A 24,244-nucleotide genomic window follows, 5' to 3' on the forward strand; every position below is an offset into this window, starting at 1 on the left:
GCGGCCCCCCGATCGCGTGAGGGCACGGACGGGGTGTGCGGCCCCCGCGTCCACCGGGTGCGCCAACCCTGGGGGACGTGGTGAGGCGTCCACGCCCGTGGACGCGGAACGATGTCCGCGACCTCGCGCGCAAAGTGATGAGGGCCACGTTCGCACTATAGGTCGTCGGGGCGGAATCGACCGAAGGCGGGTGGTGATTGTCACATCGGGGCGGCGATCGCGGGGCGGTACCGGATACCGGAACGCGAAGGGTGTGATGGACGGCCCCCCGACCGGGGAACGCGGGACGCCGACCCGCACGTTCATCACCATGTACACATCACGGACGAAGAGCGGGGAGGTGGCGGCGTGCACGTCGGCCTGATCCGGGCGATCGGCCTGTTCATCGGCGTCGCTGTGGTCCTCCTCGTCGCGGGCTGGCTGTGCGCCGAGAAGACGGGACTCCAGTTCGCCGTCACCCTGGTGGTGTGCGCGGCGATCCTGGTCCACCTGTTCGGCGACTCGCTGGCGCTGCGCGCCATGCGGGCGCGCCCGGTGGGGGAGATCGAGCGGCCCGAGCTGTACCGGATGGTCCGCGAACTGGCCACGGCCGCACGCCAGCCCATGCCGCGCCTGTACCTGTCGCCGATCCGATCGCCCAACGCCTTCGCCACCGGGACCGGTCGCCGGGCCGCGCTGTGCTGTACGACGGGCCTGTTGCGCACGCTCGACGAACGTCGGCTGCGCGCGGTGATCGCCCACGAACTGGCGCACATCAAGGCCGCCGACACCCTGGCCGGATCCGTGACGGTCACCCTCACCGGTCTGATCACCGCGTTGAGCGCGCTGGCCCTGGTACTGCCGCTCGGCGACTCGGAGGAAACCGACGTCCCCGAACTCCTGGGCGGACTGATGGTGGCGCTGCTGGCGCCGCTGGCCTTCCTCGTGGTGCGCGCCGGAGTGGGGCGTCAGAGCGAGTTCCGGGCCGACGAACAGGCCGCCCGCACCACGGGGGACCCCGAAGCGCTGGCCGAGGCCCTGCTCGCGATCGAGAAGGGGATGCGCGCCCATCCCTTGCCCCGCCGGAGGACGCTGCTGCCGGCGGCCCACTTGATGACCACCAACCCGTTCCCCACGGGGGTCTGGCGGCTGTTCGCCGCCCATCCGCCCACGGAGGAGCGGGTGCGGCGGCTGCGTGAACTGCGCCGGGACTGGGACCTGGGCTGATCGATCCCGCCCCGGAGGCCTCCGGGCGGAGGGAGCACACGACGGCCGCCCTCGACGGACGGCCGCTCGGTGGTTCCGCCCGGTCCTAGCGGTGGTTGACGAACTGAGAAGGGCATTCCCGCCTCCCAGCTCAGGAGACGGGGATGCCCTCTGACGTGCTGCTACGCCTCTTGCTGCTTCTCGCCGTTTCGCACTACATCCCAGCTTGATGTGCCCTGGATGTGCCTTGCGCCCTACGGGCTTTGTAGGCCTGCCGGACGCAGAGTCCTGCCATGAAGCTATTCCGAACAATGCTCGTTTCCATGCCCTACGGGCTTTGTAGGCCTGCCGGACTGGCTCCGCGCCAACGCCCAGGACGAAGCAAAGGTTTCCATGCCCTACGGGCTTTGTAGGCCTGCCGGACATGAGCCCGGAGGAGCAGCAGCGTTGCTTCCAGAGGTTTCCATGCCCTACGGGCTTTGTAGGCCTGCCGGACCCTTCCCGGTTTTCACCGGGCCTGGCCTGCGACGATGCACTCCGTCTGCACGCAATACCCCTTCCAGGCCCCTGGAAGTATGTGACCGGGCGCATATTTCCCGCCCGTGAGGCTGTGGCCAGCGCAAACACCTTGCACGCGCGGGCCGGTTTCCGCACCCGAACCAGATTCGGTGTACATGCCCAAACCCATCACGGGCCATTCCCAGTCTGCCACGAGCACCCCCACCACCGCCTCCCGCTTCTCTGCCTTCCGCGCCTGCCCGAACCCCTGGACTCCTCGCCCCGCCCGTGGTGCTCCGATCGTCGTCCCGGCCCGGCCGGTCTTCTGCCGCCCGCGCGGTCGGCCTCCCGAAGGGTGTCGGCCTCCACTGCCTGGGGCACTACTTCGCGACCCTGCTCATCCACGAGGGGGCCCGGTCAAGACGGTGCAGATGGCCTCGGGGCACTCCACACCGACGGTGACGCTCAACACCTACGTGGGGGAGTGGCCCGAAGCCCAAGACCGAACACGTGCCCTCGTGGACAACGCGCTCGGTCTTGTGCCCCGGATGTGCCCTCCACTGGACGCCGCCTAGCCTTCTGGCAGGTCACAGCGGTGAACTCTCGTGTTTCTAGCGGTAGTTGACGAACTGGAGGGCCAGGTCGAAGTCCTTCTCCTTGATCAGGTTCTGGACCGACTGGAGGTCGTCCTTCTTCTTGGAGCTGACGCGCAGCTCGTCGCCCTGGATCTGCGCCTTGACGCCCTTGGGGCCCTCGTCGCGGATCAGCTTGGAGATCTTCTTGGCGTCATCGGAGGTGATGCCCTCCTTGAGGCCGATGGGCAGGCGGTACTCCTTGCCGGAGATCTTGGGCTCGTCGGCGGCGTCGAGGATCTTCAGGGAGAGCTTGCGCTTGATCAGCTTCTCCTTGAAGACCTCCAGGGCGGCGAGCGCGCGCTCCTCGGAGCTGCTGCGGATCTCGATGCCCTCCTCGCCCTGCCAGGCGATGGTGGTCCCGGTGCCCTTGAAGTCGAAGCGCTGGGAGAGCTCCTTGCCCGTCTGGTTCAGGGCGTTGTCGACCTCTTGACGGTCGAGCTTGGACACCACGTCGAAACTGGATTCGGCGGCCACGTTCTCTCACACCCCGTAGTTGGGTCGGTCATCGGGGCGGGCCTCCTCGGAGCGCCCGCGCGGTCGGTCGGGCCCGGCCGCGCGCGGCGCGGGCACGGTCCCAGAGCTTAGTGGGACCCTGCTCAGGGTGTCCGAAGGGCGGCCGGGGGCGCGCCCGCGAAACCGATTTCAGGTTCGGGGGGTTCATCCGCTATTCTCGTTCATGCGACACGGGGAACCCCGAAGTCGCAGCCCAGGCAGGTTGCCCGAGCGGCCAATGGGAGCGGACTGTAAATCCGTCGGCTTAGCCTTCGAAGGTTCGAATCCTTCACCTGCCACCCTGGGAACGAGGCCCCGACACCATCAGGTGTCGGGGCCTCGTCGTGTTTCCCGAGAGACACCGGCCTCCGAACATGGTGCCGAGACCCAGGTCACACGATGGCTTCGGAACGCTGACGAATCGGACGTTGTGGCCCAAGTGCCGGGCGGGTCCGGGATTCGGACCATCGCGAGTCCATAGCGCTGCGGACACGGTGGGGTAACAGCCCTTCGCCCATGTGTCGGAAAAGACGCGAAAAAAAGGATTCGACGGACCGGCAAAAAGAATTCTCCCGACAAAATGGACAATCGAACTCCACGGGTTTCGGCGTTGACAAAAAACAAAGGGCGGATGATGATTGCCTCAGTCCACCGCGACACAGGTGCAAGAGCGCCTGCGTCTTTTTCTGTCAACACCTCGAAGATTTCCGGGGGAAGTCATGATCAAGAAGATGGCCGCTGCTGGCCTGGTCGCCGGTGCCGCGATGGGCGCGCTGCTCCTCGGAGCTCCCGCACACGCTTCGCACGGCGGTGACCAGCAGTTCAACCAGAACCTGCAGCTGGTGCCGATTCAGTCCTGCAACCTGACCGGCAGCGTCGGTCTGGTCGCCGTCACCGTGCCGATCCTGTCGCCGCAGACCACCGGCGACTGCGTGAACGGGCCCATCGGCACCAACATCAGCTAGTTCCGGCAATTAGTCCGACTGCGACGATTTCTCAAACTTTCTCGAAGGGTAATTCAATGCTGCGTAAGCTCGGTGTTGCCGGTCTCATCGCTGGTGCCGCTCTCGGCGCCGTTCTCTCCGCCACCCCGGCCTCCGCCTCCCACGGTGGCGACCAGCAGTACAACCAGAACCTTCAGGCCATTCCGGTCCAGCTGTGCAACACCAGCGCCGCCGTGGGCCTGGTCGCGGTCAACGTGCCGATCCTGTCGCCGCAGACCACCGGCGACTGCGTCAACGGCCCGGTCAGCACCAACATCAGCTAGGAGATCTCGACATGCTGCGTAAGTTCGCCACCGCCACCGCCATCGCCGGGATCGCCCTGGGCGCCGTTCTGGCCGCGTCTCCGGCCTCCGCCTCGCACGGCGGTGACCAGCAGTACAACCAGAACCTCCAGCTGGTTCCGGTCCAGCTGTGCAACACCGAGTTGGCCGTCGGTCTCCTGGCCGGCGTCAACGTGCCGATCCTGTCGCCGCAGACCACCGGCGACTGCGTCAACGGCCCGATCAGCACCAACATCGACTAGGAGCCACCACATGCTGCGCAAGCTCTCGATCGCGGGTGCTGTTGCCGGTATCGCCCTGGGTGCGGTCCTGGCCGCGTCTCCGGCCTCCGCCTCGCACGGCGGTGACCAGCAGTTCAACCAGAACCTGCAGTTGGTTCCGGTCCAGCTGTGCAACACCGAGCTGGCCGTCGGTCTGATCGGGGCGAACGTGCCGATCCTGTCGCCGCAGACCACCGGTGACTGCGTCAACGGCCCGGTGGGCACCAACGTGGACCACGATCGCCGTGGCCACCACGACCACCCCGGCTACCACTAGTCACCACCCTGTGGTGACGGCGGGGTCCTTGCGGCCCCGTTGACGGAAAAGAGCGGTTCCCAGAGGCCCCCCGGTGCACACCGGGGGGCCTCGTCGCGGATCCGGAACCCACGCTGGAGGTAAAGGAATGCAGCGCATCACCCTGACCGGGGTCGGCGCGGTCGCCCTGTTGGCGGTCATCGGGTGCGGCGGCGAGGAGCCGGGAGGGGGCGGCACCCTCCCGGAGGAGGCCGCCCCGCAGGCCGAGGAGGCGAGCCCCACCACGACCGCCGGCGACGCCGAGGTGTACGTCCTCAACCGGTACGGCGACGAGAACGGGTTCGACGACCGGCGCCCCACCGAGTACGTCGCCACGGAGTTCACGACCTTCAGCGACATGGAATGGCGGGAGTGGTCGGACGGGCGGGCCAGGGGCGAGGGGGGCCTCCTCGGCACCTGGTGCATGGACCAGGAGTGCCAGAACGACCCCTACGACGTGGAGGTCGAACTCGGCGACCCGGTCGAGGCCGACGGGACCCGCTACTTCTCCACCTACACGATCACCGAGTACGACGACGACATGACCGACGAGGTCCGGCGGGCGCTGGAGGGCGCCGACGACGGCCGACTCGAACATCCGGCGGCGCGGTGACCGGGACCACCCGGATCGGGGCTCCCGCGAGAATCGTGCCAAAGTTCCTGAAACAGTTGTCATCGCTGGTCAGGCATGGTGGTACGAGGTCCCGAGCGGGGGTCGGAAGGGCGGAATCCGACGTGCCGTGTCCCTGAGGTCTCTACCCTGCTGAGGTGTGGGACTCAACCAATGGGCGGATGACCGCGCGGACGATGAACGAAGCGATGGCGACCGATCGGCGCCACGCCACGGCCGCGCCGCCCTGCTGCGCCTGGCCTCGTGGTTCGAGGAGGCGGGGCAGGAACGCGCCGACGCCCTGGCCGGCGCGGCCTACGCCCTGTACCCGGCCCGTCACCTGAAGGGGCGGGTCGACGACGGCGTCGCCGCCACCACGGCGTGGTGGCAGGCCGAACCCGACCGCAGCACGGTCATCGAGCGCCCGGGGACCCGACCGCCCGAACCCGTCCGCGACCACCGCGCCCAGCAGTCCCGGTTGCGCGATGCCGCCGAGTCCTCCGCGCACTGGCGCCGCACCGGCGCCGCCCAGGTCCGCGCTCTGCTGTCGCGTCCCACGGGGCCGCGCGCCCACCTGGACCTGTCCGGCGCGGGCATGGAGGTGCTCATGGAGCTCCTCACCGCGGCACTCGGCTCCGGTGACGCCGGTCGCCGGCCCACCTCCGCCGGCGACCTGGAGTTCTCCCTGCGCCTGCACGTGGTCTCCGCGCCGGGGTCCGAGGTGGTGATCCAGGGCGAGGGCGGCGAACTCACCCTCGAAGGCCTGCGCCTCTGCGTCACCCCCTACGAACAGCACGAACCCGACCCCTCGCTCTTCGCCCCGAGGACCGGAACCGCCCCTTCGGCCTCGTCCGGAACCCCGGCGGCCCTGGCGGCCCCGGCGCCCGCCGTCCTCCCGACCCCCTCCGGCCCCTCCGCGCCCTCCGAGGCGCCGGAGGAGGACGCTTCAGCGCCTTCCGCCGCACCGGAGACGGACGCCCCGGCGCCCTCCGCCGTCTCCGCGACCGCGGCGCGGGGATCCGGGCCGACGGCACCGGACACGACGCCTGCGGAGGAAGCCCCCTCGGACGCGCGGGCCCGGCCCGGGGAGCAGGCCCCGCCGCCCGGTGCGCCGGTCGTCGACCCGCCGACCCCGCCGGTCCCCGTCACCGAGGACGAGGACGACACCACAGACGACACCGATCCGGACACCCGGACCACCGGCCCGATCGACCTCGGTCGGGACCGGCCGTGGACCCGGACATGGGGGTGATGGAGACGGACATCCACAGCGAGGACACCGCGCTCATCGGCGAACGTCAGGCCGCCGCGCGCGCCCTCATGGCACGCCCGCTCCTGACCGAGCGCGCCCATTCCGCCGAGTTCTCCCTCGTGCGCTCCCACGCGGAGTGGCTCGCCCAGCGGTTCCATCGGGTGCTGGGTTACCGGCTCACCGTCGCCGACGACCACGCCCGACTGGTCAAACGCGGCCCCGGCGCCCCCGCGCCGTTGGCACGGACCACCGGCGCGCCCTTCACCCCGCGCACCCACACGTACCTCGCCCTGGTCCTGGCGGTACTGGTCGAGGACACCGGCCCCATCGGCGTCCGGGACCTGGCCGTCCGGCTCCGCGAGGCGGCCCGCGAGGCCGGTATCGACGCCGACCCCGGCCGTGGCCTGGGCGAACGCCGCGCCTACTGCGCCGCCTTGGAGCTGCTGGTCGAACTGGGCGCCCTCGCCGAGACCGAGGGTTCCATCGGTGACCACCGCGCCGACGCCACCGCCGACGCGCGTCTGCTCCCGCACACGCGCGTCGCGCGCTCGGTCGCCGTCCACCTGCCCCGCGCCGGCGACGACCCCGACTCCTTCCTCGCGGCGGCCTCCGTGAGCGACCCCGACGGCGACAACCAGGGCGAGCTCGCCCTGCGTCGGCTGCTGGCCGAGACCGCCGTCGTCTACCGTGAGGACCTCCCCGACCGTCAGCGCGACCGGCTGTCCGCCCACCAGTGGCGGGCCGCGGCGGCACTGTCCAACCTCCTCGGCTGCGACGTCGAGGTCCGGGCCGAGGGCGTCGCGCTCATCCTGCCCGACGAGGCCGTCGCGGGCCTGCCCTCCGACGACCCCGTCGGCCAAGTCGCGCTGTCCCTGATCCGGCACCTCTCCGGCCGCCTGCACCCCGGTCGCCCCCTCACCTCCGTCACGGTCCCCGACCGGGAACTGGACGCCGCGCTGGAGGCCTTCTGCGGGGCGGACGCCCCCGAACGCGCGGAATGGGCCCGCACCGCGGGACCCGAGATCCCCGACCCCGAGCGACTCCGTGGACGGGCGCTGACCCTGCTGGCCGACCTCGGCCTGCTCCGCGGCGGCCCCGGGCGGTGGCGGCTCACCGCCGCAGCCGCCCGCTACGGGGCCGAGGCGGACGATCGCGTCCCCCGAATCCAGGACAATGACCATGACAGCCGGACACAACCCTCCCAAGCGAGCGGTTCCGGTCAGGAAGACGGCACCCCCGAATCCCCCATCGACCCTCGGGGCGACCTGAATCGGGTGGCGTCCGTGCTGCAAGCGGTGGCGAACGAGAAGGTGAGCGCGACCAGTGGTGACCCAGGAGACCGGAACGGCGACGGCTGAGCCCCGCTACCGCCTCGAACGGGCGGGCATCCGCAACGTCTGGCAGTACGACGACCACGTCCTCGAATTCGCCGAGGGCCGGCTGCTGCTGCGCGGCCGCAACGGCGCCGGCAAGTCCAAGGCGCTGGAGATGCTCCTGCCCTTCCTGCTGGACGGCGACACCCGCCGCCTGGACACCACCGGCACCAACCGCACCAGCCTGCGCTGGCTCATGTCCGAGGACCCCCGTGCCGGACGTGCCCCCGTACCCGAGGACGCCGGCCCCGACCTGCTGGGCGGCCCCGAGGAACCCCGGGACGAACCGGACGCGGAGTCCGACGACGACACCGCCCCGGCGATCCGCCTGGGCTACCTGTGGGTCGAGTTCACCACCGCCCGCGGCGACCGCGGCCTGGACGCCGCGGCCCGCGGCGCCACCACCGCCTCCGCCCTGCTGGCCGCCGTGGCCGGCGGCGACCGCGACCGCGACCGCGACGACACCGCCCGCCACCTGACCCTGGGCGCCGCCGTCATGGCCGTCGGCGACGCCGACCCGCGCTGCGTGTTCTTCGTCACCGAACGCCGCGTCGGCCACGACCTCGACCTCGTCGTCGACGGCCGCCCCAAGCCCGTCGACCGACTCCGCTCGGAGATCGGCGCCGACAACTGCTACACCTCGCCCGTCCCCTACCGGGCCCGGGTCATGCGCGACCTCTTCGGCATCGACGATTCCGTCCGCTACCGCAATCTCATCCACCTGCTCTACCGGTTGCGCCGCCCCACCATCGGCGACCGTCTGGAGGCCGGTGAACTCGTCGGCGTCCTCTCCGAGGCGCTGCCCCCCATGGACGAGTCCGTCCTGGACGAGGTCGCCCGCAACATCGCCGACCTCGAACAGGCCCGCACCGACAAGGACTCCCTCACCGAGGCGGGCGACGGGGTCACGGCCTTCCTCGCCGACTACCGCGCCTACCTGGTGGGCTCCCTGCGCGAACGGGTCGCCGAAGTCCGCGAACAGCTCGACGGATGCGCCCGCCGCACGGTCGAGACCGACCGACTGCGCGCCGAACTCGACGGCCTCATCACCACCGAGAGCCGCATCGCCGAGGAACGCGACCAGGCCCGCCGCACCCGCGACACCGCCACCGCCGACGAAGGCACCCTGAGCGCCGCCCAGGGCGCCGCCGCCACGGCCACCGCCGGCGAGCGCCGCGCCTACGACGCCGCCGTCGGCGCCTACATCCGGGCCGCCGAGGCCTCCTGGGTCGCCGCCGAACACGCCGAACGCGTCGAACGTCACGCCATCGGGCTGCTCGGCGACGACACCTCCGTCATCGAACGCGCCCTCGACGTCCTGCGCCAGACCCACGCCGAGGCCGTCCGCGCCGCCACCGCCTCGGGGCTGGACCCCGAGATCCTCGGCGTCGTCCCCGACACCACCGCGATCGTCCACACCCCCCGCGAGAGCGGCACCCGCGTCGACATCCAGGGCCTGGAACAGGCGGTCGAGCGCGATCCCGTCGAGGGCATCGACCTCGACGCGCTGCGCGAACACCTGGGTCGGCTGCACGACCACCTCACCGACACCGCCGAACGGGCCACCGAACGCGCCGACCAGGCGGCCCGCCTCACCGGCCTCACCGCCGCCGAGGCCGCCGCCGACCGCCGCCTGGTCGCCCTCACCAGCGAGGCCGAGAGCGCCGACTCCGTCCTCGAACGCGCCCACGACCGCGAGCAGGAGGCCATCGCCGCCCTGCGCGCGCGGAGCGCCGACTACGCCGACGGCGTCCGGGCCTGGGCGGCCCGCCTGCGCGACTCCAGTCACGCCCACGCCCTGGGCGACGCCATCCACGAACTGGAGGGCAGTGTCGAACTGCCCATCACCGAAGCCCTGCGCGTCCTCGACATCACGGTCCCCGCCACCGTCGCCCACCTGGCCCACGCCGCCGTCGACCCGCTCCTGGAGGAGCTGCGGGCCCGTCGCGACGTCGCCGTCGGCGAAGAGGGACAGCTCGCCGAAGAACTCGCCGAACTGGCCGACCGGCGCGCCCGCGGCACCGAACACGCCCCCGAACGCCCGGCCTGGGCCGCCTACCCCCGCCCGGCCGCCGACGGTGTCCCCTTCCACCTCGCCGTCGACTTCGCCGACGGTCTCTCCACCCGTGAACAGGCGGGACTGGAGGCGGCCCTGGAGGCCGCCGGCCTCCTCTCCGGGTGGATCCGCGCGGACGGCACCCTCTACGACCCGGCCACTCGGGACCTCATGCTCACCCCGGCCCGCCCGGCCAAGGGCCGCACCCTCCTCGACGTGCTCGTCCCCGTCGTCATCCCCGACCGGGGCGTGGGCCACGAGTCCCTGCGCGCCCTGCTGGCCTCCATCGCCCTGCTCCCCGAACCCGGGGTCGCCGGTGTCGGCGGTGCGGAGGGCGGCGAGGCCAAGCACCGCCGCGACGACTCCGTCGCCACCGTGAGCGCCATGTCCACGTTCGGGGCCTGGCGGCTCGGCGTCGCCTCCGGCGCGCACTTCAAGGGCGAACCCGAGTACATCGGCGAGGCCGCCCGCAAACGCGCCCGGGACCGCCAGTCCGCCAACACCGACCGGCGCATCGCCGTCGCCGAGGCGCTCCTCGCCGAGGCGGGGGAGCGGCGTTGGGGCCTGGAGCACTCCTACGCGGAGCTCCTGGAGGTCTCCCGGGACCTGCCCGACCCCTCACAGCTCATCCGCGCCTGGGCGGTCCTGGACATCGCCCGCGCCGCCACCGCCGCCGCCCGCCGCGCCCACGACACCGCGGCCGGCGCCGCCGACGCCGCCCGCACCGAACTCCTCGACATCCGGGCCCGGCTGCGTTCGGCCGCCGCCGAACACGACCTGTCCACCCTCCGCGCCGACCTCGACAGCGCCCTGCGCGCCCTCGACCACCTGCGCGTCCTCGTCACCTCCGGCCTGCGCGACCTGGAGATCCTGGCCTGGTCCCTCGCCGACCACGAACGCCACATCGACTCCTGGCACCGCGCCCGCGCCGATCGTGTCCTCGCCGAGGACGTGCGCGCCGCGGCCATCGACGACATGATCACGGTGCGCCGCCAGATCGAACTCGGCGACCGCGCCAAGGGCGTCCCCGACGAGCAGCTCGACGCCGCCCGGGCGCAGGTCCGCGAACGCGCCGAGGCCGCCGCCCGCCGCCTGCCCGAACTCGAACGGGCCGCCCAGCGCGCCCGCGACGAACGGGTCGGCGCCGAGGCCCGCCTGGACGTCGCCACCGTCGAACGCTCCGAGCAGATCCGCCGGACCCTGACCGCCGGGGACCGCCTCGTCGCCGCGCTCTCCCTGCCCGGCGAGGGCGAGGAGCCCGACCGCCCCGACGCCGTCCTGCTGGGCGCCGCCGGTCTGGCCTCCCGCGCCGCCGCCGACGCACCCCTGGCCGCGCACCTGGCCGCCCGTCCCGGCCCCTCCGTCGACCCCGCCGCCACCGCGCCCGACGCCCGCCTGGCGCTCCTGGACGCCTGCGTCCGAGACCTGGAGGAAGGGCTCGCCGAACAGGGCGAGGTCCCCGAGGTCGACGACAGCGCCATCCTGGGCAGCCGCGAGGAACTCCACCGCCTCCTCACCTCCGTCGGCTGGGCCCAGACCCGCACCGAGCTCACCGAGCCGCGCGGCCTCAAGCGCCTCACCGTGCACGACGAGGAGGACGCCTACGACGTCACGGCCTACGCCGAGCGCATCGCGGCCTCCGTCGCCCGGGCCGCCGAGACCGTCGCCATCGCCGAGGAGGAGGCCTTCGAGCGCCACCTGCTCGGCGAACTGGCCGGCCACCTGGCCCACCAGATCGACGAGGCGCGCGCCCTCATCGAGACCATGAACGACGTGCTCAAGGACGTCACCACCTCCGCGGGCCTGGGCGTGCGCCTGGACTGGCGGCTGGCCCCCGACGCCGGAGCCGACATCGAGGCGGTCGTCCCGCTCCTGGCCACCCCCGCCGAGGAGCGCACCCGCGTCCAGACCACCCGACTGCGCGACGCCCTGCGCCGGTGCATCGAGGCGATCCGACGCCTGGACCCCACCGCCACCGGCGGCGCCCAGCTGCGCGCCGCGCTCGACTACCGCTCCTGGTTCACGTTCACCGTCTATGTGACCGACGCCACGGGGGCCGAGCGTCGCCTCGGTCACCGCACCGCCCTCAGCCAGGGCGAGCAGCGCGTCGTGGCCTACCTGGTGCTGTTCGCCGCGGCAGCCGCCCACTTCGACGCCCTCGCCGCCCGCGCGCCGTGGGCGCCGCGCCTCATCCTCCTCGACGACGCCTTCGCCAAGGTGGACGAACCCACCCACGGCCGCCTGCTCGGCCTCCTCGTCGAACTCGACCTCGACTTCGTCCTCACCTCCGAGCGGGTGTGGGGCTGCTTCGCGAGCGTGCCCAGCCTCAACATCTACGAGTGCCTGCGCGACCCCAACGTCCCGGGCATCGCGACCCTGCACTTCACCTGGGACGGGAGCAGACGCCGCCTCATCGGCGTCTGACCCCCGCCCCGAGGCGGGGCCGGGCGGGAGAACCGACCTTTACGGGCGGTTCTCATGCGGGCTGTCCTAGTCTGCTTGTGCAGGAACGACGACAGATGGGGTACGACAATGACCCGGGTGCCCGAGGAGATCGAGATCGGCGACCACGCCGTGGCCGTCACCGGTGACGACCCCACCGCCACGGTCCTCCTGGACGCCCTGGCGCGGTCCGGACTGCCCAGGGGGACGCACTCCTGGGTCACCGCCGCACTGTGGGGCGACGAGGCGCTGGAGGCCCGCGCCGAGGGCCGGGAGATCCCCGATCCCCGGCCGACCGCTCCCGCGCCGCCCCCGCCGGGCCGGGTCCGGCGGGCCTACCTCACCCGCATCCGGGTCCAGGGTTTCCGGGGCATCGGCCGCCCCGCCGAACTGGTCTTCCCGTCCGGGCCCGGGCTCACCGTCATCGTCGGCCGCAACGGCTCGGGCAAGTCCAGCTTCGCCGAGGCCGCCGAGGCCGTCCTCACCGGACGCAACCCCCGATGGGACGCCATGCCCACCGGCTGGCGCGACGGATGGCGCAACCTGCACTACGACGAGAGCACCGAGGCGACCGTCGACCTCCTCATCGCCGGCGACGAGGCGCCCACCCGGATCAGCCGTCGCTGGAACGGGGACAGCGTCCGTTCGGCGCGCGGCGAGATCATCCGCCCCGACGGCACCGTCACCCCCCTGCGCGCCCTCGACTGGGGTGAGGACCTGGTCCGGTACCGGCCGTTCCTGTCCTACGACGAGCTGGGCCGCACCGTCACCGGCCGCTCCGCGGAGCTGTACGACACGCTCACCTCCCTGTTGGGGCTCACCGGGCTGGCGGACGCCGAACGCCGTCTCGCCCGCTTCTGCGACACCCTGGCCAAGCGCCGCGACCGACCCTCGCGGGAACTGCCCCGGCTCCTGGACTCGCTCCGCGCCTGCGACGACCCGCGCGCCGCCCGCGCCGTCGAACTCCTCACCGGGCCCGGGCTCGACCTGGCGGCGCTGCGCGGATTGGCCGAGGACGACGGCCCCAGCGACCCCGCCCTGCACGTGGTGATGCGCCGCCTGCGCCGCCTCTCGCTACCCGAACGCGTCGTGATGAGCGACGTCGTCAACGAACTGCGCGGCGCCGCCATGGAACTGGCCATGGCCGCCGGCAGCAAGGGCGACCACGCCCACGGTGTGGTCCGCCTCCTGGAAGAGGCGATCGAACACCACGGACGCCATCCCACCGAGACCACCTGCCCCACCTGTGACACCCCGAGCGCCCTGGGGTCCGACTGGGTCCGGCGGGCCACCGCCCGTCTGCGCGCCCTGCGCCCCCAGGCGGCTGCCGCCTCCGCCGCCTACGAACGCGCCGAGGCCGCTCGCGACCAGGCCAGGTTCCTCCTGGCGCCCGCTCCCGGCTGGCTGCCGCCCGACAGCGAACTGGGAAGGGTGTGGTCCCTGTGGGAGTCCGGGGCCACCATCACCGACCTGGGAGAACTGGCCGAGCACATCGAGACCGTGGGCCGGAGCCTGCGCGCCGCCGCCGTCAGCGCCCGCCGCGAGGCCGGCGAGCGACTGGAGGACCCCACCTCGGGATGGGCGGAGGAGGCCGAGCGGCTCGCCTCCTGGCTCGACGACGCCCAGGACGCCCTCGGCGCCCGGGACACCCTGGGCGAGGCCGAGGCGGCGCTCACGTGGCTGTCGGAGCAGGCCCGGATCCTCCGGGAGCAGCGCCTGGGCCCGGTGGCGGCGCAGGCCGAACAGGTGTGGTTCCGGCTGCGCCAGGAACGCCACATCGACCTCCAGGGCATGCGCCTCATCGGGCGTGGGGCCCGTCGCCGGGTCGAGGTCGACGTCACGGTGGACGGGGTCGGCGACCAGACCAGCGCCCCCGGTCTGCTCAGCCAGGGCGAGTTCCAGGCCCTGGCGCTGTCCATCTGTCTGCCGCGCACGCTGGTCGAGGGCAACCCGTTCGGCTTCCTGGTGCTGGACGATCCGGTCCAGGCCATGGACACCGAGACCGTCGAAGGGCTCTCCTCGGTCCTGGCGGAGGTGGGTCGGCACCGACAGCTGGTGGTGTTCACCCACGACACCCGGCTGCCCGACGCCCTGCGCCGACTCGGCCTGCCCGCCACCATCCGCACCATCAACCGGGACGCCATGTCCAACGTCTGGGTCTCCGACGGATCCGAGCGTGCCTGAGGGGGCGTCGCGCGTCACATTCGGCTTTTCCCCAGCCGCCCGAGGCCCCCTTCGCGGCCCTTGGAACCCTTGCCCAGCAGGGGTTTCGCGCTTGTCCGGGGTGGGGTGAGGGGGTGGCCCGGGGAGGCCCCGGTATTCGATTTGGCAGACCACCCCCCAACCCCTGTATAGTCATGACCAGCGCAAGGGGGAACGCCCCGGAGAGCCGGACCGCAAGGGTCGGAACGAAGGAGCGGGAACCGAGCAGCGCGCCCCTTTAGCTCAGTCGGCAGAGCGTCTCCATGGTAAGGAGAAGGTCTACGGTTCGATTCCGTAAAGGGGCTCCACCACTTGATGAGGTCCGGTCCACTCAGGTGGGTGGTCGGTGGATCCTCGCCGACCGAAGGGGACGGGTCCGAAGTTGCGGACCGTGTCCCTCTGATCGGGGCGGAGTAGCTCAGTCGGTAGAGCAAGCGGCTCATAATCGCTGTGTCGTCGGTTCAAGTCCGGCCTCCGCTACCACCCCGCTGACCCCTGGCGCGTGAGAACGATAACCAGGGGTCGTTGCGGGGACTTCGCGGTGTTCACTGTCAGGTGGGCATCGCACGACCAAGTCCGACTCCCACGAGAAAGGCACTCCGACGTGGCTGCCACCGACGTGAGGCCGAAGATCACCCTGGCCTGCCAGGAGTGCAATCACCGTAACTACATCACGCGCAAGAACCGTCGGAACACCCCCGACCGGCTCGCGATCAAGAAGTTCTGCCCGAACTGCCGCAAGCACAACGAGCACCGCGAGACCCGCTAGTCGAGTCTGCGTGAGCCGTTGCGGTCGATCGAGCCGCGCGTGAGGAGCAGGGCTTCTCATAGACTTCGAGCCCGGTGAGCTTTCCGCTCACCGGGCCGTTCGCGTCCCAGGGCACCGTCAGGAGAGAATGAGCGTGGCGATCAACCCCGACTACGTGGGCCGGGAGTACCGCGCCCCGGAGGTCTACGAGGTCACCAGGGTCAAGATCCGCGAGTTCGCGGAGGCCGTGGGCGATCCCGACCCCGTTCACATCGACCCCGTCTCGGCCAAGGCCGCCGGATACCCGGATGTGGTGGCACCGCCCACCTTCCCCGTCATCCTCGGCATGGCCGGCTCCGCCCAGGCCATCGCGGACCCCGAGCTCGGGGTGGACTTCTCCCGGGTGGTCCACGGCGATCAGGGCTTCCACTACAGCCGTCCCGTGGTCGCCGGCGACGTCCTCGACACCGTCACCCGCATCACCGACGTCAAGGCGCTGGGCGGCAACGAGCTGCTCACCCTGGAGACCGTCGCCACCGACGCCTCCGGAGAACACGTGGTCACGGCGGGCATGATGCTCGTCGTCCGCGGCGAGTAGAACGTCCGACCAACCCCAACGTGAGGAACGCGACCGTGAGCAACAGGCTGCGCCACGCCGACGTCGAGGTCGGCACCGAGATCCCCGAGCGGACCTTCACCGTCCGCCGCCTGGACCTGGTCCGCTACGCGGGCGCCTCGGGCGACTTCAATCCCATCCACTGGAACGAGCGATTCGCCAAGTCCGTCGGCCTGCCCGACGTGATCGCGCACGGCATGTTCACCATGGCGCAGGCGGGCCGCCTGATCACCGACTGGACCGGCGACCCCGGTGCCGTCGTCGACTACTCCGTGCGCTTCTCCGCGCCGGTCGTGGTCCCCGACGACGACGAGGGCACCGACATCGTCGTCGGCGGCATCGTCAAGAAGAAGCACGACGACGGCACGGTCACCGTGGCCCTCAGCGCCCGCTCCGGCGGAGCCAAGGTGCTGGCCCGCTCCACCGCCGTCGTCCGCCTGGCCTGAGGCCGCAGCAGCAGGAGGAACACCCCCGTGTCCGCACACCCCGAACCCACCGCCGTCCGGCTCGCCGAGCACACCACGCTGGGCCTGGGCGGCCCGGCCCGGTCCTACCGGCGGGCCGACACCACCGAGGCGCTCATCGCCGCGGTGACCGAGGCCGACGCCGTGGGCGAACCGGTCCTGGTCCTGGGTGGCGGGAGCAACCTGGTGATCGCGGACGCGGGGTTCCCCGGGACCGTGGTGCACGTCGCCTCCACGGGGGTGTCCTTCGAGGAGACCCGCGAGACCGACCCGGCCACCGGTGAACCCGTCGTACTCCTGCGCGCGGAGGCGGGTGTGGAGTGGGACCCGCTCGTGGAGCGGGTCGTCGCCGAGGGCCTCAACGGCCTGGAGTTCCTCTCCGGCATCCCGGGACGGGTCGGCTCCACCCCGATCCAGAACGTCGGCGCCTACGGCCAGGACGTCTCCCAGACGGTGCGCGAGGTGCTCGTCCACGACCGGCGCACGGGGGAGCGGCGGGTGTTGGGCACCGCCGAATGCGGGTTCACCTACCGGGACAGCGTCTTCAAGGGCGACGACCGGTACGTGGTCTGCGAGGTCGTCTTCGCGCTGCGCCGGGGCAAGTCGAGCCGCCCGGTGGCCTACGCCGAGGTCGCCCGCACCCTCGGCGTCGAGGCGGGGGAACGGGTGCCGATGGAACGCGCCCGGGAGACGGTCCTGGCGCTGCGCCGGGGCAAGGGCATGGTCCTGGACCCCGGCGACCCCGACACCCGGAGCGCCGGCTCGTTCTTCACCAACCCCGTCGTCACCGCCGAGGTGTTCGAGGCAGTCCGCTCCCGTGCGGCCGAACGCCTGGGCCCTGACGTGACCGTGCCGGGCCACCCGGACACCGACGGCAACGTCAAGCTGTCCGCGGCCTGGCTCATCGACCGCGCCGGTTTCACCAAGGGGTACGGCGACGGGCCCGCCCGCATCTCCGGCAAGCACGCCCTGGCCCTGACCAACCCCGGTGGTGCCACCACCGCCGACCTCCTCGATCTGGCCCGCGAGGTCCGCGCCGGCGTCGAGGCGGCCTTCGGGGTCCGCCTGGTCAACGAACCGGTGATGATCGGCGTCTCGCTCTAGGCCGCGAGGCGGAATGATCCGTCGAACACGCCCTGGCCTCCGCGCGTTCTCCGGAATTCCCGCCGAAGAAACGAGTGACCCGCATCGAATTCCAAAGTGAGGCCGGCCGAACATCCTTATTCGACCGGCCTTTCCGGTGAATTCGACGAATCCATGAATTGCGAATCCGAGTCAGTGTGCCCTAAAGTCGGACACGTCGAAGGGGAGTAGTCCCCGATCGCGTGGTCGACATGCTGGACCCCTCGCGGTCCCGGTCACGCGGGCCCGATCGCGCCCCTCCGAGGGTGTGCGGTCCAGGGCGGACGAGACCTTCGACCCGGTAGACACCACCGCCGGGTCGAAGAGACGTATCCGCCCTCTTCCGCCCACGACCGCACTGAGGGAAGAACGCGCATGACGGCATTTCTCGTCGGCCTCGGATTCAGTACGCTGGCCGTTTTCATCGCCGAAATGGGGGATAAGACCCAGCTCGTCGCCATGTCCCTGGCGACCCGTTACCGGGCGCTCACCGTCATCCTCGGCATCACCGCGGCCACGGCCGTCGTGCACATCGCCAGCGTTCTCGTCGCCGAGGTCCTCGGCGCGGCCCTGCCCACCGACTGGATCACCTTCGTGGCGGGTGTCGCCTTCCTGGTCTTCGGCGCCTGGACGCTGCGCGGCGACGAGATGACCGACAAGGACGAGGCGCGCGCCGCCTCCCGGCGGATCAAGTCGGTGTTCCTCACCGTCTTCACCGTCTTCTTCGTCGCCGAACTCGGCGACAAGACCATGCTGACCACCATCACCGTCGGCGCGCGGTACGACTGGCTGCCGGTGTGGATCGGCTCCACCGTCGGCATGGTCGCCGCCGACGCCATCGCCATCGCCGTCGGCGCGGTCCTGGGCAGGAAACTCCCGGAGAGGGCCATCCGGATCGGCGCCGCGACACTGTTCTTCGTCGCCGGCGCGGTGATGGTCGGCCAGGGCGCCTGGATGCTCCTGAGCTGAGCGGGCCCCGTCAGCCCTCGACCGGCTCGGGCTCCGCGGCCAGCCAGACGTCCACGCCCGACAGCAGCTCCTTCTTGAGGGGGTCCGGCGCCCCCGAGCCACGGATGGACATCCGTGCCAGCTCGGCCAGCTCCGGGTCGGTGAACCCGAACACCTCACGGGCGATCCGGTACTGCTCCACCAGACGCGGCCCGAACAACAGCGGGTCGTCGGTACCCAGCGCGATGGGCACCCCGGCGTCGAACAACCGCCGCAACGGCACGTGCGACAGCTCGTTGAACACCCCCAGGCCCACGTTGGAGGTCGGGCAGATCTCCAACGTCACCCCCTGGGTGGCGATCCGCTCCACCAGGTACGGGTCCTCGATCGCCCGCACCCCGTGCCCCACCCGGTCGGCCTCCAACTCGTCCAGGCACTCCCGGATGCTCAACGGCCCCTGGAGCTCTCCGCCGTGCGGGGTCGACAGCAGTCCGGCCCGACGGGCGATCCGGAAGGCGGCCTCGAACTCGCGGGCCCGGCCCCGGCGCTCGTCGTTGTTGAGACCGAACGACACCACGCCCTCGCCGGCGTACTGACGGGCCAGCCGTGCCAGCGCCCGGGCGTCCAGGGGGTGGCGGGTGCGGTTGGCGGCGACCATGATCCCGATCCCCACGCCCGTTTCGCGCTCCGCCACCCGGGCGGCGTCCAGGACCAGTTCCATGGTGGCGGTCAGCCCGTCGAAGAGCGCGGCGTACCCGCTGGGGTCCACCTGGATCTCCAACCAGCCGGAACCGGCCGCCCGCTCGTCCTCGGCGGCCTCGCGCAGCAGCCGGTAGAGGTCCTCGGGCTCGCGCAGCACCGATCGGGCGATGTCGTAGAGGCGCTGGAAGCGGAACCAGCCGCGCTCGTCCGTCGCGCGCAGGCGCGGCGGCCACTCGGTCACCAGGGCCTGGGGCAGGTGCACGCCCCGCCGTCCGGCCAGTTCCACCAGTGTGGAGTGCCGCATCGACCCGGTGAAGTGCAGGTGCAGGTGGGCCTTGGGCAACCGGTCCAGTCGGCGGCCGGTGATGGGTGTCCCCATCGGGTCCTCCCTTCGTCGTTCCACCCCGTGACGGGCACGGACGTCCTGATCCGGTCGCACGGGCCGGTTCGGTCCCACCCCTTCCCCGACGGGGCGGGGACGGTCCCACCCCTGTCGGAGGCGAGGGAGGGGTCACGACCCCAGAGTGCCGTATCGGTGGGCCCGGTGGTGTCCGATCATCGTATTTCGATGATGGTCCTGGACACACGACGGGGCGCGCCCGGAACCTCCCGGACGCGCCCCTCGTGGCCGGTCTCCCGCTACTTGGCCTCGGCCAGCAGCTTCTGGATGCGGCTGACGCCCTCGGCCAGGTCCTCGTCACCCAGCGCGTAGGACAGGCGCAGGTAACCCGGGGTGCCGAAGGCCTCGCCCGGGACCACCGCGACCTCGGCCTCCTCCAGGATCAGCTCGGCCAGCTCGGCGGAGTCCTGCGGACGGCGACCGCGGATCTCCTTGCCCAGCACGCCCTTGACCGACGGGTAGGCGTAGAACGCCCCCTGCGGCTCGGGGCAGAAGACGCCGTCGATCTCGTTGAGCATCCGCACCATGGTCTTGCGGCGGCGGTCGAACGCCGTCTTCATCTCCTCGACGGCGGTCAGGTCGCCGGAGACCGCGGCGATCGCGGCGGCCTGGGACACGTTGGCGACGTTGGAGGTGGCGTGCGACTGGAGGTTGCTCGCGGCCTTGACGACGTCCTTCGGGCCGATGAGCCACCCCACGCGCCAACCGGTCATCGCGTACGTCTTGGCGACGCCGTTGACGATGACGGTGCGGTCGGCGATCTCGGGAACCTCGACCGGCAGCGAGGAGAACTCGGCGTCCCCGTAGACCAGGTGCTCGTAGATCTCGTCGGTGAGCACCCACAGGCCGTGCTCGTTCGCCCACCGCCCGATGGCGCGCACCTGCTCACGCGGGTACACGGCGCCGGTCGGGTTGGACGGGGAGACGAACAGCAGGACCTTGGTGCGCTCGGTGCGCGCCGCCTCCAGCTGTTCGACGCCCGCCAGGTAGCCGGTGGTCTCGTCCGTGACCACGTACACCGGCACACCGCCCGCGAGCTTGATCGACTCGGGGTAGGTGGTCCAGTACGGGGCGATGACGATGACCTCGTCGCCCGGGTCCAGCAGGGCGGCGAACGCCTCGTAGATGGCCTGCTTGCCGCCGTTGGTCACCAGGACCTGGGCGGGCTCCACCTGGTAGCCGGAGTCGCGGGCGGTCTTCTCGGCGATCGCCTTCTTCAGCTCGGGCAGGCCGCCGGCCGGGGTGTAGCGGTGGTACCTGGGCTCACCGGCGGCGGCGATGGCCGCCTCGACGATGTAGTCCGGAGTCGGGAAGTCCGGTTCCCCCGCGCCGAAGCCGATGACGGGACGGCCCTCCGCCTTCATGGCCTTGGCCTTGGCGTCCACGGCGAGGGTTGCGGACTCGGAGATGGCGCTGATGCGTGCAGAGACACGGGGTCGGTTGGTCATGCCTTCCATGGTGTCATGCGCGGATCGGCCCGTGGCGGGTGGGAAGGCTCACGTGATCCGGACGAAGTGCCTTTTCCGAGGGCGCGGAAGGGCGAAACGGTTTGGCTCCGCGGTGATGAACCCGTAGACTTCCTCGCGTCGGCCGGTCGTGGCCCAGGTGTTACGCACCGACGGTGTGCGCACCCGTCACCGACCGGCTATGGTGGGAACGCGGTTTCCGCTTAGGGCAGTGGCTCAATTGGCAGAGCACCGGTCTCCAAAACCGGCGGTTGGGGGTTCGAGTCCCTCCTGCCCTGCACGACCGTTCGCGCGGCGTGGCGGCTCATCCGGTCGCCGCGTCGCGCGAACGGGCTCTCCTGCTACTCGGGGACACCCCGCGACCCTAAGGACCCCAGGTGACTCAGACTGACGCCGACGCCAAGCCCGACAGGGAGCCCGCGCGCCGTACCGGTCCGGTGACGTTCACCAAGCAGGTCGTCGGCGAGCTGCGCAAGGTCCGCTGGCCGACGCGTCGCGAACTGGTCACCTACACCATCGTGGTCCTGGTCTTCGTGATCATGGTCCTGTCCTACATCTCCCTCATCGACTGGGGTTTCGGCGAGGCCGTCACCTGGTTGTACGGCACCTTCGGCACCCCCGAGGGCTTCTAGACCGACGTTCCGGGCGTCCCCGGCAGGGGTCACCGACCGCACAGGCCGCGTTCCGCACCACCGGGGCGCGGCCTCGCCCGTGCGCGCGTTGGTCCCGCGTCGCGCCGGGAGAGCTTAAGCTGACATGACCGGGCCCGTTAACCGGGCGCCTTCGTGGTGTTCCGGTCCCGGCGCAGCGCATCGAGAACCGCTGGGCGGAACCGAGTGAGGGGCCGCGCAGCGCACCCGACGAGAGAAAGAGCAGCAGCCGTGTCCGAGTCCCCACCGACCAATGACGACTTCCACGAAGAGGAGCCGGGTCAGACGTCGGCGGAAACGACCGGCCTGGCGGGCGAGCCGTCCGAGGAGGCCGCGCAGGCCGACCTCGACGAAGCCGAGCCGACCGGCGATGACGAAGCCGAGTCGACCGGTGACGCGGACGAGTCCGAGGAGGAGGCCGAGGAGGCCCCGCGCCCGGACCCCGTCGAGGAGTTCAAGAACGAGCTGTTCCTGCTGCCCGGCGACTGGTACGTCGTGCACACCTACGCCGGGTACGAGAAGCGGGTCAAGGCCAACGTCGAGAGCCGCACCCAGTCCCTCAACATGGAGGAGTACATCTTCCAGGTCGAGGTTCCCGAGCACCAGGTCACCGAGGTCAAGAGCGGTAAGCGCCAGCAGGTCACCGAGAAGGTCCTGCCCGGTTACGTGCTCGTCCGCATGGACCTCACCGACGAGTCCTGGTCGGCCATCCGCAACACCCCCGGCGTCACCGGGTTCGTCGGCCTGTCCAACAAGCCGGCCCCGCTGAGCCTGACCGAGGTCGCCAAGCTCCTCGCCCCCGAGCCGGAGGAGGAGCCGGAGCAGGCCCAGAAGGCCAAGGCCGGCGGTATCGAGATCCGCTCCGACGTCGCCTACGAGGTCGGCGAGTCCGTCACGGTCATGGAGGGTCCGTTCGCGACCCTGCCGGCCACCGTGAGCGAGATCAACCCCGACACCCAGAAGCTCAAGGTGCTGGTGTCGATCTTCGGTCGAGAGACCCCGGTCGAGCTGTCGTTCAACCAGGTCGCCAAGATCTGATCCGGTGACCGCGCCCGGGTACTCGCCCGGGCGGCGTAGACTTGGTGGGTCCGCCTCGTGCGGACCCACTCGCGTGCCCTGCCTCCGGCGGGGTACGCCCGGCCCGCCCGGTCCCGGCGGGCCGTCGCCCGGCGCCTCGCGCGCCGGCGCCGTTCCTCCCATCGCGGTGGTTCCCACGGCCGTTCCCGGTCCCCTGGTACCCCGGGAGGACAGGGACCGGTACACAACGCAGATCAGGCAAAGGACCCGATATGCCTCCGAAGAAGAAACTGGCCGCACTCGTCAAGGTGCAGCTCCCCGCCGGTCAGGCCACCCCGGCTCCGCCCGTCGGTACCGCACTCGGTCCGCACGGCGTCAACATCATGGACTTCTGCAAGCAGTACAACGCTGCCACGGAGTCCCAGCGCGGCAACGTGATCCCGGTCGAGATCTCGATCTACGAGGACCGGTCCTTCACCTTCGTCACGAAGACGCCGCCGGCGCCGAAGCTGATCCTCAAGGCCGCCGGTCTGGACAAGGCCGCCACCGACCCGGGTCGCAGCACGGCCGGTTCCATCACCGCCGAGCAGGTCCGCGAGATCGCGCAGACCAAGCTGCCCGACCTCAACACCGACGACATCGAGGCCGCGGCCAAGATCGTCGCCGGTACCGCCCGCTCGATGGGCATCGAGGTCAAGTAGCCCCTCACCGTGCGCCGACCCCTCCGGGTCGGGGCGAGGGCCGCTCGACAGTTCAGAGCAGAACCGAAAACGTGGCAGGGCCCGGCGCTGGCCCATAGACCACACGTTCCCCTGAGGAGAACAGCGTGAAGCGCAGCAAGAACCACCGCAAAGCCAGCGAGCTGGTGGACCGCGAGAAGCTCTACAGCCCGGCCGAGGCCGTGAAGCTGGCCAAGGAGACCTCCACCACCAAGTTCGACGCGACCGTCGAGGTCGCCATGCGCCTGGGCGTCGACCCGCGCAAGGCCGACCAGATGGTCCGCGGCACCGTGAACCTGCCGAACGGCACCGGTAAGACCGCCCGGGTCCTGGTCTTCGCCACCGGTGAGCGTGCCGAGCAGGCTCTCGCCGCCGGCGCCGACATCATCGGCGACGACGAGATGATCGAGAAGGTCGCCAAGGGCTTCACCGACTTCGACGCCGTCGTCGCCACCCCGGACCTCATGGGCAAGGTCGGTCGTCTCGGCCGCGTCCTGGGTCCGCGCGGCCTGATGCCGAACCCCAAGACGGGCACGGTCACCCCCGACGTGGCCAAGGCCGTCACCGACATCAAGGGCGGCAAGATCGAGTTCCGCGTGGACCGCCACGCGAACCTGCACTTCATCATCGGCAAGGCCTCCTTCACCGAGGAGAAGCTCCTGGAGAACTTCCAGGCCGCCATCGACGAGGTGACCCGTCTCAAGCCGTCCGCCGCCAAGGGCCGCTACATCAAGAAGGCCGTGGTCAGCACGTCCATGGGCCCGAGCATCCCGCTCGACGCCTGACGGTCCTCCTGACGCGAACGGC

Annotated in this window: 22 protein-coding genes and 4 tRNA genes; 23 read left to right on the forward strand and 3 right to left on the reverse strand. The window is 71.2% G+C overall.

Translation table 11 applies throughout. From position 1 onward, the window contains the following. The first annotated feature begins 348 nt into the window (after positions 1–348). Positions 349–1,206, forward strand: coding sequence for a M48 family metalloprotease (locus RM479_RS23355; RefSeq protein ID WP_274810004.1), 858 nt, complete (start codon positions 349–351; stop codon positions 1,204–1,206). Between the two features lie 1,088 nt (positions 1,207–2,294). Here the strand turns inward: RM479_RS23355 and RM479_RS23360 are convergent. Further along, positions 2,295–2,792 carry a YajQ family cyclic di-GMP-binding protein gene (locus RM479_RS23360; protein WP_274810002.1) on the reverse strand — a complete coding sequence of 166 codons (498 nt, stop codon included), beginning with the start codon at positions 2,790–2,792 and terminating at the stop codon, positions 2,295–2,297. Between the two features lie 235 nt (positions 2,793–3,027). Between RM479_RS23360 and RM479_RS23365 the strand changes: the two genes are divergently transcribed. The 17 genes from RM479_RS23365 to RM479_RS23445 all read left to right on the forward strand — a co-directional run bounded on the left by RM479_RS23365 (position 3,028) and on the right by RM479_RS23445 (position 18,504). Next, positions 3,028–3,109 (forward strand) — tRNA-Tyr (locus RM479_RS23365). 420 nt (positions 3,110–3,529) lie between these two features. Further along, positions 3,530–3,775 (forward strand): hypothetical protein, encoded by a 246-nt coding sequence (locus tag RM479_RS23370; protein ID WP_220563428.1) that lies wholly within the window; start codon positions 3,530–3,532, stop codon positions 3,773–3,775. Between the two features lie 56 nt (positions 3,776–3,831). Then, the gene (locus RM479_RS23375) at positions 3,832–4,077 is read left to right on the forward strand and encodes a hypothetical protein (RefSeq protein WP_311513886.1); all 246 of its coding nucleotides are present in this window, start codon (positions 3,832–3,834) and stop codon (positions 4,075–4,077) included. Between the two features lie 11 nt (positions 4,078–4,088). Next, entirely contained in the window at positions 4,089–4,337 is a 249-nt protein-coding gene (locus RM479_RS23380; RefSeq protein ID WP_397222970.1) for a hypothetical protein, read from the forward strand. A gap of 10 nt (positions 4,338–4,347) precedes the next feature. After that, the gene (locus RM479_RS23385; protein WP_311513887.1) at positions 4,348–4,632 is read left to right on the forward strand and encodes a hypothetical protein; all 285 of its coding nucleotides are present in this window, start codon (positions 4,348–4,350) and stop codon (positions 4,630–4,632) included. A gap of 127 nt (positions 4,633–4,759) precedes the next feature. Next, complete coding sequence (locus tag RM479_RS23390) at positions 4,760–5,263, forward strand: hypothetical protein (protein WP_311513888.1); 504 nt, start codon at positions 4,760–4,762, stop codon at positions 5,261–5,263. Positions 5,264–5,420: 157 nt separating this feature from the next. Then, entirely contained in the window at positions 5,421–6,512 is a 1,092-nt protein-coding gene (locus RM479_RS23395; protein ID WP_311513889.1) for a DUF2397 family protein, read from the forward strand. Then, positions 6,512–7,870: a TIGR02678 family protein gene (locus tag RM479_RS23400; RefSeq protein ID WP_311513917.1), complete on the forward strand. Its 1,359-nt coding sequence runs from the start codon at positions 6,512–6,514 to the stop codon at positions 7,868–7,870. Before RM479_RS23395 ends, RM479_RS23400 begins: the two co-directional genes overlap by 1 nt. Then, on the forward strand, positions 7,836–12,365 hold the full coding sequence (locus RM479_RS23405; RefSeq protein WP_311513890.1) for a TIGR02680 family protein: 4,530 nt from the start codon (positions 7,836–7,838) through the stop codon (positions 12,363–12,365). The genes RM479_RS23400 and RM479_RS23405 overlap by 35 nt, the downstream gene beginning before the upstream one ends. Positions 12,366–12,473: 108 nt before the next feature. Then, positions 12,474–14,567: an AAA family ATPase gene (locus RM479_RS23410; RefSeq protein ID WP_397222973.1), complete on the forward strand. Its 2,094-nt coding sequence runs from the start codon at positions 12,474–12,476 to the stop codon at positions 14,565–14,567. Between the two features lie 250 nt (positions 14,568–14,817). Then, positions 14,818–14,893 (forward strand) — tRNA-Thr (locus RM479_RS23415). Positions 14,894–14,992: 99 nt separating this feature from the next. Beyond that, positions 14,993–15,068 (forward strand) — tRNA-Met (locus RM479_RS23420). Between the two features lie 121 nt (positions 15,069–15,189). After that, positions 15,190–15,354: a 50S ribosomal protein L33 gene (rpmG, locus tag RM479_RS23425; protein ID WP_013156089.1), complete on the forward strand. Its 165-nt coding sequence runs from the start codon at positions 15,190–15,192 to the stop codon at positions 15,352–15,354. 133 nt (positions 15,355–15,487) lie between these two features. After that, on the forward strand, positions 15,488–15,931 hold the full coding sequence (locus tag RM479_RS23430) for a MaoC family dehydratase N-terminal domain-containing protein (RefSeq protein ID WP_274810169.1): 444 nt from the start codon (positions 15,488–15,490) through the stop codon (positions 15,929–15,931). A 35-nt stretch (positions 15,932–15,966) separates the two neighbouring features. Beyond that, entirely contained in the window at positions 15,967–16,395 is a 429-nt protein-coding gene (locus tag RM479_RS23435; RefSeq protein WP_311513891.1) for a MaoC family dehydratase, read from the forward strand. 27 nt (positions 16,396–16,422) lie between these two features. After that, entirely contained in the window at positions 16,423–17,517 is a 1,095-nt protein-coding gene (locus tag RM479_RS23440; protein WP_311513892.1) for a UDP-N-acetylmuramate dehydrogenase, read from the forward strand. Positions 17,518–17,910: 393 nt separating this feature from the next. Continuing rightward, positions 17,911–18,504 (forward strand): TMEM165/GDT1 family protein, encoded by a 594-nt coding sequence (locus tag RM479_RS23445; protein WP_311513893.1) that lies wholly within the window; start codon positions 17,911–17,913, stop codon positions 18,502–18,504. A 10-nt stretch (positions 18,505–18,514) separates the two neighbouring features. Here the strand turns inward: RM479_RS23445 and RM479_RS23450 are convergent, their stop codons facing one another. Both RM479_RS23450 and RM479_RS23455 read right to left on the reverse strand, forming a co-directional pair. Beyond that, positions 18,515–19,564: an adenosine deaminase gene (locus tag RM479_RS23450; protein WP_311513894.1), complete on the reverse strand. Its 1,050-nt coding sequence runs from the start codon at positions 19,562–19,564 to the stop codon at positions 18,515–18,517. A 260-nt stretch (positions 19,565–19,824) separates the two neighbouring features. Further along, complete coding sequence (locus tag RM479_RS23455) at positions 19,825–21,033, reverse strand: pyridoxal phosphate-dependent aminotransferase (protein ID WP_311513895.1); 1,209 nt, start codon at positions 21,031–21,033, stop codon at positions 19,825–19,827. 223 nt (positions 21,034–21,256) lie between these two features. On the opposite strand from RM479_RS23455, the gene RM479_RS23460 reads away from it, so the two are divergent. The 5 genes from RM479_RS23460 to rplA all read left to right on the forward strand — a co-directional run bounded on the left by RM479_RS23460 (position 21,257) and on the right by rplA (position 24,222). Beyond that, a tRNA-Trp gene (locus RM479_RS23460) sits at positions 21,257–21,329 on the forward strand. Positions 21,330–21,428: 99 nt separating this feature from the next. Continuing rightward, positions 21,429–21,683 (forward strand): preprotein translocase subunit SecE, encoded by a 255-nt coding sequence (gene secE, locus RM479_RS23465; RefSeq protein WP_274809990.1) that lies wholly within the window; start codon positions 21,429–21,431, stop codon positions 21,681–21,683. A gap of 249 nt (positions 21,684–21,932) precedes the next feature. After that, positions 21,933–22,739, forward strand: coding sequence for a transcription termination/antitermination protein NusG (gene nusG / locus RM479_RS23470; RefSeq protein ID WP_311513896.1), 807 nt, complete (start codon positions 21,933–21,935; stop codon positions 22,737–22,739). A 251-nt stretch (positions 22,740–22,990) separates the two neighbouring features. Beyond that, entirely contained in the window at positions 22,991–23,419 is a 429-nt protein-coding gene (gene rplK, locus RM479_RS23475; protein ID WP_220563411.1) for a 50S ribosomal protein L11, read from the forward strand. A 125-nt stretch (positions 23,420–23,544) separates the two neighbouring features. Further along, entirely contained in the window at positions 23,545–24,222 is a 678-nt protein-coding gene (gene rplA, locus RM479_RS23480) for a 50S ribosomal protein L1 (RefSeq protein WP_311513897.1), read from the forward strand. Positions 24,223–24,244: the final 22 nt, after the last annotated feature.

The sequence above is a fragment of the Nocardiopsis lambiniae genome (assembly GCF_031845465.1).
GTDB classification, from domain to species: Bacteria; Actinomycetota; Actinomycetes; order Streptosporangiales; family Streptosporangiaceae; genus Nocardiopsis; species Nocardiopsis lambiniae.